Consider the following 14,898-nt stretch of genomic DNA (forward strand, 5'->3'; position numbering starts at 1 on the left):
TCCAGGGAACCATCCCCGCGGGCGCGGGGCCGAGGCGGCGCGGGCGTCGAGCGCGTCGGTGATGGCGGAACCATCCCCGCGGGCGCGGGGCCGAGGCGTACAAGATGCCGCTCGTACCGCTCGCAGTCGAACCATCCCCGCGGGCGCGGGGCCGAGCCCGGCCGAGCCGGTGATGCCCAGCGCCATGCCGAACCATCCCCGCGGGCGCGGGGCCGAGCGCGCCTGGTTCTCGGGCTTGGAGGTCCACTCGGAACCATCCCCACGGGCGCGGGGCCGAGGACACGCCTGACGTCTACGTCTACGCCACCCGCGAACCATCCCCGCGGTCGCGGGGCCGAGCGAGGCGACGTCGACCAGCAGGGCCACCAGCGAGAACCATCCCCGCGGGCGCGGGGCCGAGGCGCCCGACCCGGTGGTGGTGATCGTGCCGCCGGAACCATCCCCGCGGGCGCGGGGCCGAGCGTCGGAGGTCTGCGGGCCGGCCTTGAGGCGCAGAACCATCCCCGCGGGCGCGGGGCCGAGCGCGGGTCGCCCACGAAGTGGTACCCGCCGTACGAACCATCCCCGCGGGCGCGGGGCCGAGGGGCTGTGCGCGATCAGCGACGGCCAGAACGGCGAACCATCCCCGCGGGCGCGGGGCCCAGCGCCGATCATGCCGTCCGTCCGCCAGATGCGGAACCATCCCCGCGGGCGCGGGGCCAAGCGGGCGCGGGGCCGAGCGGGCGTGGTGCCAGCTGCAGAGCACGCGGAGGGAACCATCCCGCGGGCGCGGGGCCGAGGCCCGCTACGGCGACCCGGTCAAGGCCTGGTCGGAACCATCCCCGCGGGCGCGGGGCCGAGCTCGCGGTGAGCTGAGCCGACATCCGGTAGAGGGAACCATCCCCGCGGGCGCGGGGCCGAGAGCAGGTCCACCGCGCGCTGCAGGAGCCGGAACGAACCATCCCCGCGGGCGCGAGGCCGAGCAGAAACCGGCGCCCGTCGCGCTGCTACCCGCGGAACCATCCCCGCGGACGCGGGGCCGAGAGTCCGGAAAGGCAAGGCACATGGAACTCACGGGAACCATCCCCATCCTGCCCGCGGGGCCGAGAGGTCGGGCACCGCGACGGTCGACCAGGCCGAGGGACCATCCCCGCGGGCGCGGGGCCGAGGCCGCGAACAAGGTGTCGGCGTCCTGGCAGGTCGAACGATCCCTGCGGGCGGGGCCGAGGCTCGTTGACCTGCGGGCTTATAGCAGAGAAGAAATATCCTAATTAAGTTGGATTTTGCGACTCGCTGGGGCTTGTTCTGTTTGCTGCAGCCTGGCTTCCAGTTTAATTGCGCCCGTCGGGTTTCCGACTGGAGCTATCTGTCGATAGCGGCCATTTTCATATGGTTGATCCTGATGATGCGAATGCGGTACGGCGACTGATTTCTTTGGTCACCGATAACTTTCAGTCCAAGGCGGATCGGCTTGCGATCATGTTGCGAATCCGGCAACTATGCTGCTTTAGATAAAAGGAATCAATGAATAAGGATAAGTCCGCAACTGTAGGCACGAGCGTGGCCAATTCCCTGGGTGAGGGCAGCGACAAAGGCCTTTGGATCGGTGACCGTGAGGGTTCCCTTGATCTCCGCGCGGGTGATGCGCAGCCCCTTATGAGTTGTCGAGCTAGAGACACGTGGAAGGAGGCGGAGCGCGAGCCGTTCGGTGTCGGTGTCGGCGCCGATGCGGGTAATGCCGTCAGGGCCGACCGCGGGTTCACCGATCGGTTGCAGACGGCGCGAGAACCATCTCTTCACGTGTTCAGGGTGGGTGTGAGGAATCCGGATTCCGCGCGTTTTCGGCGGTGAGCCCGGTGCAGGCGGAACATTGCGGACCGGATTGACGACCGTCCGGAAGGTGACACGATCATCGACTCGGAAGGTGCGATCTATGGTGAGGGTCTCTGGTGCTTCTACCAAGGCGCCCCGGGGGATCCTGCTCCAATCTGCGGAGACGGACGACTGAACCACAAGATTGACTTGGGCCTGTCGTAGATCGACGACCCAAGTCGACAAAACGCCCATCTGGGAGCGGGCGTCGCTGCTGCCGTCGTCCACCCAGCCGACGAAGCCGCTCATGACGTTCCGGTGCATGTCTTGTGCGTCGATGAGGGACTTGGCGACAAAGGGGTGCCGGGCGTCCAGGGTCAGCAGAGTCTGGGTGGTGACGAACCTGGCCGCGCCGCCTGGGCCTGACGGTGCGTGCGGGGTGGTGGCCGGTGTATTCACAGAATGATGTCCCATCCACGGGCGTGCGGAGCGATGGTGATGCGGTGCCGCGTCTCCCAGCGCAATCCGTGAACGCCTCCGTCCGCACCGAACCGTACGGGCTGATCCGACAAGGGTCCGACTCCGGGAAGCGGGCGTGGGCTCTCGATCCAGGCCAGCAGGCGTACGCCGGTCACTGGAGGAGACGGGTGATCTTCGTAGTGATGCTCTTCGGGGAGCAGAGCATGCGTCTGGAATACCTCTTTGAGGGTCCCCGGCATGACGCCGAGGGCAAGGTCTCCCGAGGGCGGGCACGCCTTGCGCCCGAGCCAGAGGAGGCGTTTTGGGTGTTCCAGAGCATGCGCGATCCGTTCCAGGAGCGCCACGTCGGAGTGCTCCAGGCCGGCGAGAAAGGCCGCGTCGGCGAGATACCAGCGTTCGGTAATCAGTGCGTGTCGGCGAACCTCCTTAGAGACGAGGGCCCCCGATTCCGGATCTGTGGAGACGTACTTCGGTGAGCCGTACCAGTCGTCCAGCTCCCATCGGCCGAACAGGGTGGAAGCCGGCCCCTGCGGCTCCGGGGCCTGGGCGGCTTTGGCGGCGCGGCGGTAATCGGTGATGAGGTCTCGGGGGCGCAGGGGATAGGTTCCTCCGCCGACCGTGTGGTAGTCGCGCAGCGCGGTGCCCGGTCTGTCGGCACGGACTCCGAACAGGACATTGGCGAGTTCTCCAAGGGGTTCTTCCCGGTCCAGACCAAGAGCTGCAGCGCACAGGCCGATCACGCCGGACTTCGTGGGACGGTTCTGCGTGTCACGGCGGGCGAACCGGCCCGTGATACCCCAGGACTGCAAGGGTCCTGCCAACCGGATGAGCAGGACGTGCGGGTCGCTCACGGGATGAGGTCCTCGATCTGTTCCACCACCGTCAGGGAGTCGGGCAGTCCCAGTTCCCCCAGCAGGGCGTCTATCTCGGGTGCGTAGGTGAGCACCCGCGAGGTCCGCAGATCCGTGCGGCGCCTACTGACGAACGTGTGATGGCGCAGCAGCCGCCGAACCGCCGCGGGGCCGGCCGGCCCTTCCCCTCCCGCAGACACCGGACGTTCGTCCACCGGGTTTTGGAATGCCGACGCATAGTTATAGGGGCGTTCCCCTTCGAATGCGAGAACGAGCGCAGGGAGCGAACCTGTGGACGCGGTGGAGTTCTTCTTCGCCTCCGGGAACGCCTCCACAAAGGCGTTCACGAACTCCTTCTCCGCCTCGGATGCTGCTGTCTCGGCTTCCTGCTCGTCCATTCCGGCGGCCTGCAGGTTGGTGCGCAACTGGCTGCGGTCGAGGACGGCGTGCCGGTAGAAAGTGCCGGAGATCAGGGACTGGTATCCGGTCATCCCGGCGCCTGCATCGTCGGCGGAGTCGAGGAAGCTGAGGGCGTTGCGCTTGCGGTCCAGCTTCGCGTCATCGGCCGCCGCGTAGAAGTCCTCGATCTGCTCTGATTCGTGCACAGTGAAGGCGTGCCCGGTCTGAACCGCCCCGTCGACGTTCGGGGAGTCGGGGATCTCCGCCAGGAAGCGCCCATAGAGGGCGATGTCGATGGCGTCGCGGGGGGCGAGGGCGAGCAGGACCGCGTCGCGGGTGGCCTTGGGCAGCGGCGGCAGAGTCGGTTTCGCCGTGGCCGTCCCTTCCGCGACTTCTGGTGCTTCCGCCTTCTTCTCGGCTCCGCGACGGGGCTTTCGCGCTGCCATCTCAGCCTGGGCCGCAAGGTATTCGTCCCGCCACGCCTTGATCTCTGCCGCATGGTCGGCGATATGGTCCGCGATCCGCGTTGCGGCATCGGCCGGCGCAAAGATGAGCACCTTCGTCAGGTTCGCCACCGTCCGTTTCTTCGGATCGCCGAACTTCAGGCCGCTCGCCTCCATCACCGCGCGGGTCGTGACGAGCGCGTCCTCCTTTTCCCAGCCATGGGCGGACTCCAGTTCACGACCGGCCAGGATCGCCCATTCCCGGGTGCGCACTCCCATGCTGCGCCCGCGGAGCGCCCCTCGGCCGGCGTTGGCGCGGTTGCGGGTGTGAACGCGCTCGGCACGCCGACGAGCCTGGCTGGTGATCATGTGGCGTTCGGCTCCGCCGAAGACAAGGGACTTGGGCTGGGCGTTCTCGTCCCGCACAGGAAGAACCGCCGCCAGAGTCTCGATGAGGTGCAGGGACAGGAACTGGCTCCGAGGTGCCTCGGTCACGAGGTGGTGTCCTTCCGCGTTGTCGGTTTGTTGCGTGCGGCCTTGTCTTGCTCCGGCGGGAGGTGGAACTCGACCGACCACCGGTAGGCGACGCGCGCCTTGCGGTCGTGCCAGGAGATGAGGTCCTCGGCAAGCTCGGTCCAGGACGGGGGCGCCTGTTCGCAGGACCGTAGCCGGGTGATCGCGTGCTGGAGCTGGCGCCAGGGAATGCGGCGGCTGGAGGCGATCCGGGCGAGGAGCCGACGGGCGCCGGGATTGTCCGGCCCGCGCCCCGTCCCGTCTCCGATCCGGCGGGCCGCCGCACCGAGGCTGCCGGTGCCGTACGAGGGGGTGGAACTCCCCTGGTGGTAGATCGCGAACAGGAAGGCGATCCGTTCGAACAGGTCACGATGCTCGTCCCCGCCGTACCAGCCCGCGCGGATGTGCGCATTGGTACCGCCTCTGGCCCGGCGCAGTTCGGCGAGGGTCCCATATTCGCGGTTGCGCACGAGGGTGGTGAGCCAAGTTGTGAGCGCCGCGCTGTCGTGCGGAACGCAAGGCCGCTCCGGATCCGTTCCGGCGGGCGGACGGGGGTCGGTCACGTGTGGTTCTCCCCTCGCAGTTCGGCCGGTGCCCGGGTGTTGGCCATGTCGTCCTCGAAACGCCGCTCAGCGCGGGCCCTTGCTAGGTGATAGAGATCGCCTGGCGGCAGTGCGTCCAGGCGCTGTTGCAGGTGGGTACGGGCCGTCGTCAGCAGGTCGGCTGCGTAGATGAGGAGCGGTTCGGACACTGGATCCCGGCTCTCCAGTCCTCTGTCGACCACCTCGTCGAGCAATTCGTGGAAGGGCTGCTCTGCGGCGGGCCAGAAGGCCCACCGGGCGTCGAGGCGAGCCACCTGTCCCGCCTCGTCCGCAGCCCGCACAGCGGGAAAGGCGGTTTCGGCGGCCACGATCGCCGCGCGCTTCAGACTCAACGCGATGTACTCGGCGATCTTGGATCCCCGCCAGGAGGCCCGGTGCAGATGTTCTGCCATGCCTGGGGCGTACGGGAAGGAGCCGTGCGTCCACGCGACCGGCAGAGCGTGATTGGCCAGCAGCCCCACTGCCCACAGGTGGTACGGGGCTCCCGGCCCCTGCCGCTCGTAGGGCAGCTTGCTGAGCCGCCCGTACAGACCGGTCCGATTCTCCACAACAGCGCTGTAGAGAGCATGGGCATCCTGCCAGAGCGCCCTGCTGGGGGACGGCCACAGCGGTTTCTCCACACCATTTGTGGTCTTGCTGAACACCGCATCTTGGAGGTGAAGGCAGGGATCGAGTTCCAGGAGTTCGCCGGCGCCGATCAGAACCTTGTCGACCAAGATCTGTCCGCGTGGTCCTTGAAGCGGGCTCAGCAGAATCGATCTCCCGAGGGCGCTGTGGAGGTCTGCGGGGCCTCGGGGCACTCTGGGCTTCGTCTGCTTCTCAAACGTCCGGCGTTCGATGTTCGGGGTCTCCCAGGACGTGTTGAGTTCGTCCTTGGAGCGGTCGCCGGGCGGATAGAGGTTCAGGCGCAGGGTCTCGCCGAGGGTCCGGCCCAAGGCGATGACGCGGATCCGTCCCGCGAGCCGACCCGCGGCAAGGTTGGTCAACTTGGCGCCGAGCTTGTCCCCGGATATTCGGGCCCGGCCTGGGAGGCCGTACACGTGTTGCGTGAGCGTGGCCCGGAACGCGTCGGCTGCTGAGAGCGGGCAGTCCGCGTCCAGGTGCTGGTGATTGAAATGCAGGCAGTAGTCCCCGGCGCTCTCAAGGACCAACTGAGCGGTGCCCGTGCCCTTTTCGTCGAAAATCACCCCAAGGAGGGAATTTTGGAGCAGAGGCGATTTCTTGTGAAAGAGGTCCCAAGAATCGTCCGGCTGGCGGTCCAGCCATGCAGCGGCCGGCGCAAGGTCCTTCTCCTCAGTGATCCAGGCACACCACTCCTCGTCCGAGGACGGACAGGTACCCGAGGCAAAACAGATGGCCAGTAGGTGCTCGATGACGGCGACCGTCTCACCCGGCGATACGCAGTCGACCGCGATAAGATCATCGGCCCTCATGAGAAGCCCGCACAGTGAATGGTGCGCGGTTGCTCCATCGAGCGCAATCGTGGGTATGCAAGGCCGGCGACGTGGATCCCAACTAGGACGCCGTCCGGCAACTCCAGGCAGGGAGGTTTCGGTCAACCCCCGACCTCCGCTCTTTCGGCTATGGGCACCAGACATGGCCCTGGCTTCGCCGGACTGTGACTTGACGCGTCCCCGCGCACGCGGGGAAGGGCACGGACAGCGCCCTCGGAGCCGTCGACGGACCATTCCCGACATCGCGGGAAGTACTTCCTTGATCCACATGCAGTCTTCTCGGCATAAAGTACATCCCACGCTCCCCCAAAAGAGGGGGAACGCGGGATTTACACTGGGAGGTCGCCGAGTCATCGGCGGTCCCGGCAGGGCCGCACCGGCAGGCCGGCGAGGTCCTGGAACGGTTCCCGCCCCGTGCGCGCGGGACGGGAACCGTCGAGTGGCCGGGTCAGGCCGCTCTTGGTGCATGGCTCGCACCAAGAGCGGCCGTCACCAGAGGCAGTCGATGATCTTGCCAACCACCGCGGCGACCACGGCAAGCGCCAGCTCCCATCCCACGATGCGAGCCAGCTCCCATCCATGGCGCTCCCGCCACCCGTGTGCTGGCATCCCCATATGACCTCCGCATTTGAACGTCCGCCGAGCGATCTGCACGGCGGGCGTCCCAGCACGGCCGTCAGGGCGCAGCACGCGCTTCGTTGTACCCCGCGGCACCTCCCTTGCGAGGCACAAACACGAGTTTGAGTATCGATCGGAAGCACCGACAGTCGTCTTGGAGCTGTCGACATCGGTTGCCTTGGATGACGCCGGTCGAACGCCGCGCTCGCGACTGCGACCCAGCATGGAAGAGTTGCGCCGTCCTGGGCTCAGCGCGGCCGGCGACGTATGAGGATGCCGAGGGTGGTGCGGGCGTCCTTGCGGCGCTCCGGGGTCGGGGCGAGGACGGAGATGAGGGCTACGACGATCAGGGCGCCCGTGTACAGCAGGCCGACGCAGCCGCTCAGGGCCGTCGTGCAGTAGAGCAACTGCGAGAGCTCGGACATTGATCAACTTCCTTCCAGGAGTCGGATCTCGGCTCATGTGGTGACGGCTCCACGGTCGCGGGACGGCGGGGGACACGCATAGTCGCAAGCACTTCTATTTCTTTATTTGCGCAGGTCAGGGTATGGATTATTGACGGGAGCGACCGGAAGTTCCGCACCGGTCGTAGGCCGCGGGGAGAGGAGGCAGTGATCACCACCGACAGGACCGCGCGCGCCCGGCTGGGCATGATGTTGAAAGAGCTGTGGGAGGCGTCGGGCCTGCGGCTCAGCCAAGCTGCGGAACTCGGGGTCCGCCCTTCGACGCTCCAGGGCTGGCTCTGCGAGACGGCTCCATCCATGGAGAAGACAGAGACCTTCTGGTCTCTTCTGCGGTCCCTGCAGCAGGAGGCGCGCCGTGAGATCCATACGGATAGCAAGTGGGACGCCGCTTTGCGCGCGGCACAGGAGGAGGCTGCCGGGGGGCTGGCGCAGAACCCTCAGAACCGTTTCATTCGGCTGCACGGTCCGGGTGTCAACGTCGTTGCGGTTAGCGACCGGGAGCGCGAGCGCAAGGTGATGGACGCGTTCGTCAGTGGCCCGAGTTCTCCTGGGGGGGCGTACCTGTGCTGGTATGCCGACGCTCCCGTTGGCAAGACCACGTTGCTCGCTGACTACGTCCGACGGCCTCCAGCTGGCGCCGACATCCTGTCTTACTTCGTCTCCCCAGAGCACGGCACCGACACATGTGCCATGTTCAAGAAGGAGATGGCGGACCAGATCAAAGCGTTCCTTGGGCCGGACGGGACTGGAGCTCCCGAGGGGGGCAGGCAACGGAAGCTTCGCTTCGCGGAGGCTGCCGCGGAGAGCACGAAACATGGGCGGAAGCTCCTTCTCGTGGTCGACGGTCTCGACGACGACGCGGCATGGTCGGGGGCCATAGCCGAAGGAACAGCCCACGGAAGCATCGCCGTGCTCCTTCCCGTGTCTCCGCCGCGCGGTATGCGGATCATCGTCTCGCTCAGGCGCCGTGTGCGCCTTCCCGACGACCTCCCTTTCCGGCATCCGCTGCACAAGGGCAAGGGCCTGCGTGAACTCCTTCCTCGCGAAGGCGCCCCGCCGGCCCGGCGGACACCGCTCCGCACCGACCTCAGCGGTTCCGTGATGGGCCTGCTAGCTGCAGCGGGCGGCGGACTTCGCGCAGAGGACCTGGCGGAGTTGACCGGAACTTCGGCCGCCGAGTTCGACCGGCGGTTGGAAGGGCAAGCAGGACGTTCGTTCATCCTGGACGATCCGATACTCCAGACCTACGCCCTGGCCGACACGGGACTCGTCCAGTCGGTCAAGGCCCGGTTGGGGGAGGAGGGACTGGCCCGACACACGCGGGAATTGCTTGATTGGTCGCGGCACTGGTGTGCGGCCGGCTGGCCCGATAGGACTCCTCCGTTTCCGCTGGCGCATCAGCTCCGACTGCTCACCGACCCTACGGAGCGCGCCGCCTACGTCCTCGACTCGGCCCGGCTGAGCCGCCTCGCCGCCATATCAGGCCCGGACGCGGCGCTGGCCCAACTCGACGCTTTCGAAGAGGAGGCCGGTCTCGCAGAGGAATGCTCTCCCGGAAGCCTGGCGTTGCTCGTCCGGCTCGCTGCCGCGCGAACCGTCCTGCGCGGGGAACCGCTCATAGTGCCCTTCGGGGCTCCTGCCCTCCTTGTCCGATTGGGCGAGGTAGAACGCGCCTGCGGTCTCGCGCGCTCTGCACCGACTGCTGCCGCGAAGAGCATGCATCTCGCGGACGTGGCGGTGGAGATGGCCTATTCGGGACGGGACGAGGCCGACGTCGTCGCACGAGAAGCCGCCGTCTGGATTGCTCGCGCCAGCCAGGATTACCCCGGCATCTACCAGGATCCTGCACCGCATTCGCGATTGCTTGGCGCGGCCCACACGCTCGTGGAGCTGGGCCGTTCCGGCGCTGCCCGCCCACTGCTCCGTGCCGTGGTCGGCGATCCGGCGGCCGGAGTTGAAGCGCTCACCGAGGCGGCCGGAGAGCTCACCGCAATCCGTGATCAGGAGATCAATACGGCACTGTGCGCTCGGGCCGAATCCCTGAGCGGGGGCGGTCTACGCGCCCGTGCGGCCGCGGTCGACCTCTGGGGGGCCTTAGGCCATTTCGTGCCTTCACTCAGCCAGTCCGCCGGAGAAAACATTGAGGCCATCTGCAATGAGCTCGATCCCTCAGTCGGACTCGCTGCCGTTGACCTCTTGGCGGTCGGCGCTTCGGCCCTTTCCCAGCTCCGCTACAAACGACACAAAGCGGCCCGCACTTTGGTCCAAAAAGCGCTGGCCCGGATCGCGGCGGCGCTGACCGCCCCGGAGTCGCTATCCGACGATGACCAGGCCCATCTGAGCCGAGAACTGGCCGGAACACTGGCACGGCTCACGCAGGCAATACACAACTCCGATTCCACATTCGGCGCTTCTGTCGAGGTCGAGCACTTGCTGAATTCAATGCCCGATTATCTGCGGATCGGTCTGCTCGGCGACACCATCCCGGAACGGGCGTTGGTGCTTGCCAAAGTCAGCGTGGAACGCAAGGGGCAAGCGGCAAGAAGCTCGGCCGCTGCCGACAAGGAGAAGGATAACGCTTACCGAAGATGGAAGGATTCGGAGCGAATAGCGCTTAGGAACGGGACATGGCCGCAGAGTGTGCGAATTAAGTCCGCGTCGCCGTCCCGGCGCACGAGCGGGCGCCGGCCGCCCGCGGGACTGGAACTTTCCGACGACCCCTGCTCCGATCACCTCAGGCTGTTGCGCGAAGCAGACGGTCACCTGGACGTGGGGGATCTCCTACGCAGCAGGAAGACGCTGGACGAAGTCCTGCGATGCTGCCCCGCCTCGCCTGCACAACCCTTGATTCCGAGGAACTGGACGGTGGACCTGGCGCAGGCCCTAGGCACAGCGGGCGAGTTCGGCATAGCCGAAGCGCTCGTCGAGAACCTGTCCGTTGCACCGAACCGCACACGCCATCTCACGGCGCTCTCTCTTGGATGCTCGTTCGGCGGGCATATGACCGAGGGACGCCGCTATGCCCATGAAGCGGATCGCCTGGCAACCGGCAGTACCGATCCCGCTCTTCTGGGCGAGGTCGCCAGAGCGCTCGCTTGGGCTGGAGAACGGCCTACGATGACAGGGCACCCTGGGAACAACCTCCAAGCGCTGATAGCCATTGCAGCCGGGCTCGTGCGCCACCACCCCAAGGAGGCGGCCGACATCGCCAATCCCCTCGTCAGGAAGCTCGCGGAGCGGATCGCCCCAGGAAGCCCCTTGCGAATCTTCCCTGAACTTGCGGCTCTTCTGCTCGCCTACCCAGACATCCGGCGGCCCGATCCTCGGCTTACGGAAGCACTTCAGGACGCCTCACTTCATCTGGTCCGGGCGACCACATCATGGCACGCGCCCTCGATGACCATCGCGGCCCTGCTGAGACGCCTCGGTCTCCTCTCGGGAGAGGAAAACCATGTCGTCACGGCGATGATCGACAGATGGCGGCACTCTCTCCACCCGGGACAGGAGCCTCGTGGGGAACTCGCCGTGCTCTTCGCTGTGGACGGCGACACCGTTGCGCTCGATCGCCATGTGGAGGCGGCACCCACGCTGGACGCACAGGCGACAGTGCTTGGCGCAGCTGCCATGTACTTCGCAGGATTCCCAGTGACCCTGTCCGTGGACAGCAGAGCCGAGAACAGGGTGGTTCGGATATGCCTTGCGCTTGCCCACGCATCCGGCGGCGGCGCCCCTCCAAGCGAGACGACAGCCCAGACGCTCGTGCGGAGACTTCTGGGAACCGACAGGTGGTTTCACATCATTCCCCTGCTTCCCAGACTCGCTCCCGAAGCCTTGACACACCTCGGCGCACTCGCAAGGGACGACCTTCGACGCAAGCACGGGCCGACTTCCGAGAACGGCCCGCCCCTTCTGTGATCGGACTGTTGAACGCGATCGTGGCACGTCAATGAACTTGGCGTCGCTATCGGGACGTGAGGGAAGAGCTTTATTGGTGACGTCGTGCCGCCAGGTCGCTCTCGGCGATGACGCGGGCGGCGGTCTCCTCGCCCAGGGGCCATCGGGTCTGACGATGGATGCACAAAGTGACGACTATACAACTTTGGGTTAAAAAGTGCTCTTTGACCTGGGATCTTGCCGGTCAACTGAGACGAAAACTGAGACGGAGCACGGCAAAAGGCCGGTGCTCGATCGAGCACCGGCCGTAGTTTTGCCTGGTCAGGCGAGCGGAGGATACGAGATTCGAACTCGTGAGGGCTTGCACCCAACACGCTTTCCAAGCGTGCGCCCTAGGCCACTAGGCGAATCCTCCGCGGGCTAGCCTACCGGGTTCCGGGCAGTGACCTGACCTCAATTACCGCGGCGAGCGGGATCGCGCCGTAGACGTGCGGGAAGACCTCGTCCCCCACGGGCTCGTAGCGGACCGGCGCGTCGAGCTTCGCCACGTCCACGACCAACAGGACCAGGTCCTCGCGGGGCACGTCGCCGTAGAAGCGGGACAGCACGCCGTCCACCTGCTCCTCGTCCAGTGAACAGTGGACGAACCCCTCCTCCTCCAGCGTCCGGCCCAGAGTCGACATGGCGTACGACACACCCGTCTCGCGGGCCGATTCCCAGTGGCTTCGTTCGGCGATGTGCAGCAGCGTTGCGGCATGCGGGGAAGGCATGAGCCGGAGCCTACGGCCGAACGTGCAAATCAAGGGTCGGGGATGTCATAGACTCTGGGGCAGACCCCTCGCATGGCGTCACCCTGTGAACCTCCCCAGGGCCGGAAGGCAGCAAGGATAAGCAGGCTCTGGCGGGTGTGCGGGGGGTCCTTTTCGTCTCTGACGCTCTGCTTCTCGAGGAGGGCGGGCCCCATGAGTCTGGCTCTGTACCGCAAGTACCGGCCAGCGACGTTCGCCGAGCTCAAGGGGCAGGAGCACGTCGCCGAACCGCTGCAGCAGGCCCTGCGCAACGGCCGGATCAACCACGCCTACCTCTTCAGTGGCCCGCGTGGCTGCGGCAAGACCTCCAGCGCCCGCATCCTGGCCCGCTCCCTCAACTGCGAAAAGGGCCCCACCCCCGACCCGTGCGGCGAATGCGACTCCTGCGTCGCGCTCGGCCCCGCCGGCAGCGGCCACATCGACGTCATCGAGATCGACGCCGCCTCCCACGGCGGCGTCGACGACGCCCGCGACCTGCGCGAACGCGCCTTCTTCGCGCCCGTGTCGGCGCGCTTCAAGGTGTACATCATCGACGAGGCGCACATGGTGACCCGCGAGGGCTTCAACGCGCTGCTGAAGCTCGTCGAGGAACCGCCGCCGCACCTGAAGTTCGTCTTCGCCACCACCGAGCCCGAGAAGGTCATCGGGACGATCCGGTCCCGGACCCACCACTACCCCTTCCGGCTCATCCCGCCCGGCGTCCTGCAGCAGCTCGTCGAGGAGATCCTGCAGTCCGAGAACGTCCCCTACGAGGAGGCGGCGCTGCCGCTCGCGGTCCGCGCCGGCGCCGGCTCGGCCCGCGACACCCTGTCGATCCTCGACCAGCTCCTCGCCGGCTCCGACGAGAACGGCATCACCTACGCCCGCGCCGTCTCGCTGCTCGGCTACACCGACTCCACGCTGCTGGACGAGGTCGTCGGCGCGTTCGCCGCACGCGACGGCGGCGCGGTCTTCGCCGCCATCGACCGGGTGATCGAGAGCGGCCAGGACCCGCGCCGCTTCGCCGCCGACCTGCTGGAGCGGCTGCGCGACCTGGTGATCCTGTCGAACGTCCCCGAGGCCGGCGGTTCCGGCCTGTTCAACGTCCCGGCGGACGAGCTGGAGCGGATGCGGCGGCAGGCCGCCTCGATGGGCCCCGGTGAGCTGACCCGCGCCGCGGACCTGCTGCACACCGGTCTCACCGAGATGCGCGGCGCCACCTCCCCGCGGCTACTGCTGGAGCTGGTCGCGGCGCGGATCCTGCTGCCGGCGGCCTACCAGGACGAGGCGGCGCTGCTCGCGCGCCTGGACCGGCTGGAGCGGCAGGGACCGCCGGCCGGGTTCCAGCCTGCTTCTTCCGGGTATCAGGGTCCTGCTCCTTCCGGGGGGCAGGCTCCTGCTGACTCCCAGCCCGCGGCTCCGGTCGTTCATGTCACCGAGCAGCCCCCGCCCGCCCAGGGGGGCGACCCCACTTCCAGTGTCAACCACCCAGGTGCGGCCCCGGTAGATGAACGGCGTTCTGTGGATAACCGCCCCGCAGCCGCCCCGGCCCCGAACAACCCCGGCTACAACGCCCCTGGCAACAACGCCTCCAGCCAGAACGTCCCCGGCCACGACAACCCTGCCCAGAACGCCCCGGCCTCATCGCCCGCGCCCGCATCGTCCCCCGCCCGGCAGGCACCCCCCGCCGCAGCGCCGCCCGCCCCCGCGCAGGCCCCGTCCGCAGCGCCCGCGGCAGCCGCCGGCGCAGGCGACATCACCACCGTGCAGCGTCTCTGGCCCGACATCATCGAGGCGGTCAAGCGCAAGAGCCGCGTCGCCTGGATGGTGATCATGTCCGGCGTGCATCCGATCTCCCTCGACCGCAACCTGCTCACGCTGTCGTTCGACGCCGAGGGCAAGCGGACGAACTTCACCAACGGCGGCCGTGACGTCGTCCTCCGCGAGGTGCTCAAGGAGCGCATGGGCGTCGACTGGCGCATCGACACCGTCCTCGGCGGCGCGGCCCCCGCCACAGGTGGCGGACGGCCGAACAACAACAACGGCGGCTACGGCAACAACGGCGGCCAGAACGGCAACGCCTACGGAAATGGCGGCGGCCAGGCCTCGTCCGGCGGCGGCGGCTTCGCGCCGCAGCCCCGGCCCGCCGAAAGCAGCGGTTACGGCGCAGCGGGCGGTTTCTCCAACGCCCCCGAGCGGACGCCCCCCGCCCCCAACCCGCAGCCCGGCACGCCCCCCGAGCCCCCCGGCGGCTACACCGGCGCCGCGCCGTCGCCCGTTCGGCAGGCGGCCGACCCCGGCCTGCCGCCGCCGCCCGACGAGCCCCCGCCGCCGCCCGAACCGGGCCCGATGGACGAGAGCGACGAGGTCGACCCCCTGGGCGACGCCGACGCCGACGGGACCGAGGCCGAGGCCAGCGGGATGGCGCTCATCCAGCGCGAGCTGGGCGGTCAGATCATCCGCGAGATCGACAACACCTGAGCCCGCCCGCCGCCCACCGGCCGTTTCCGAGGGGCGGGGCAGCGCGGATGAGGGCACGTACCGCATCGCGCCCCGAACCCGTAGTCTCGGGAGAACATACGTCCGGTGGTCGGCGGGTCG

General features: G+C 67.7%; 9 protein-coding genes, 1 tRNA gene and 1 other RNA gene. 3 read left to right on the plus strand and 8 right to left on the minus strand.

The annotated features are described in order from the left end of the window. Window positions 1–1,500: 1,500 nt before the first annotated feature. The 6 genes from ACRB68_RS17290 to ACRB68_RS40205 all read right to left on the minus strand — a co-directional run bounded on the left by ACRB68_RS17290 (window position 1,501) and on the right by ACRB68_RS40205 (window position 7,576). Window positions 1,501–2,250 (minus strand): type I-E CRISPR-associated protein Cas6/Cse3/CasE, encoded by a 750-nt coding sequence (locus tag ACRB68_RS17290; protein WP_328594325.1) that lies wholly within the window; start codon window positions 2,248–2,250, stop codon window positions 1,501–1,503. Further along, window positions 2,247–3,122, minus strand: a complete 876-nt coding sequence (cas5e, locus tag ACRB68_RS17295) for a type I-E CRISPR-associated protein Cas5/CasD (RefSeq protein ID WP_328594326.1) — start codon at window positions 3,120–3,122, stop codon at window positions 2,247–2,249. The genes ACRB68_RS17290 and cas5e overlap by 4 nt, the downstream gene beginning before the upstream one ends. After that, a complete protein-coding gene (locus tag ACRB68_RS17300; protein ID WP_328594327.1) occupies window positions 3,119–4,459 on the minus strand; it encodes a type I-E CRISPR-associated protein Cas7/Cse4/CasC in 1,341 nt (446 codons plus the stop codon). The genes cas5e and ACRB68_RS17300 overlap by 4 nt, the downstream gene beginning before the upstream one ends. Continuing rightward, window positions 4,456–5,040: a type I-E CRISPR-associated protein Cse2/CasB gene (gene casB / locus ACRB68_RS17305; protein WP_328594328.1), complete on the minus strand. Its 585-nt coding sequence runs from the start codon at window positions 5,038–5,040 to the stop codon at window positions 4,456–4,458. The genes ACRB68_RS17300 and casB overlap by 4 nt, the downstream gene beginning before the upstream one ends. Next, window positions 5,037–6,638 carry a type I-E CRISPR-associated protein Cse1/CasA gene (locus ACRB68_RS17310; RefSeq protein WP_235959421.1) on the minus strand — a complete coding sequence of 534 codons (1,602 nt, stop codon included), beginning with the start codon at window positions 6,636–6,638 and terminating at the stop codon, window positions 5,037–5,039. Before ACRB68_RS17310 ends, casB begins: the two co-directional genes overlap by 4 nt. Window positions 6,639–7,399: 761 nt before the next feature. Then, window positions 7,400–7,576, minus strand: coding sequence for a hypothetical protein (locus ACRB68_RS40205; RefSeq protein ID WP_194293348.1), 177 nt, complete (start codon window positions 7,574–7,576; stop codon window positions 7,400–7,402). Window positions 7,577–7,762: 186 nt separating this feature from the next. Between ACRB68_RS40205 and ACRB68_RS17315 the strand changes: the two genes are divergently transcribed. After that, entirely contained in the window at window positions 7,763–11,530 is a 3,768-nt protein-coding gene (locus ACRB68_RS17315; RefSeq protein WP_153533456.1) for a hypothetical protein, read from the plus strand. A 309-nt stretch (window positions 11,531–11,839) separates the two neighbouring features. On the opposite strand, the gene ACRB68_RS17320 is transcribed toward ACRB68_RS17315, so the two are convergent. Continuing rightward, window positions 11,840–11,924: transfer RNA gene (locus tag ACRB68_RS17320), tRNA-Ser, on the minus strand. 10 nt (window positions 11,925–11,934) lie between these two features. Then, entirely contained in the window at window positions 11,935–12,279 is a 345-nt protein-coding gene (locus tag ACRB68_RS17325; protein ID WP_153533457.1) for a DUF952 domain-containing protein, read from the minus strand. Window positions 12,280–12,338: 59 nt separating this feature from the next. Between ACRB68_RS17325 and ffs the strand changes: the two genes are divergently transcribed. Beyond that, window positions 12,339–12,434, plus strand: an RNA gene (gene ffs, locus ACRB68_RS17330) — signal recognition particle sRNA small type. 37 nt (window positions 12,435–12,471) lie between these two features. Then, the gene (locus ACRB68_RS17335) at window positions 12,472–14,778 is read left to right on the plus strand and encodes a DNA polymerase III subunit gamma and tau (RefSeq protein ID WP_153533458.1); all 2,307 of its coding nucleotides are present in this window, start codon (window positions 12,472–12,474) and stop codon (window positions 14,776–14,778) included. Window positions 14,779–14,898 lie beyond the last annotated feature (120 nt).

Origin of the sequence: Actinomadura macrotermitis (assembly GCF_009604375.1) — a bacterium.
GTDB lineage: Bacteria > Actinomycetota > Actinomycetes > Streptosporangiales > Streptosporangiaceae > Spirillospora > Spirillospora macrotermitis.

Coding starts and splice junctions, on each gene's coding strand:
- ACRB68_RS40205 (WP_194293348.1), bottom strand. CDS start 7,576: ATGTCCGAGCTCTCGCAGTTGCTCTACTGCACGACGGCCCTGAGCGGC.
- ACRB68_RS17325 (WP_153533457.1), bottom strand. CDS start 12,279: ATGCCTTCCCCGCATGCCGCAACGCTGCTGCACATCGCCGAACGAAGC.
- ACRB68_RS17335 (WP_153533458.1), top strand. CDS start 12,472: ATGAGTCTGGCTCTGTACCGCAAGTACCGGCCAGCGACGTTCGCCGAG.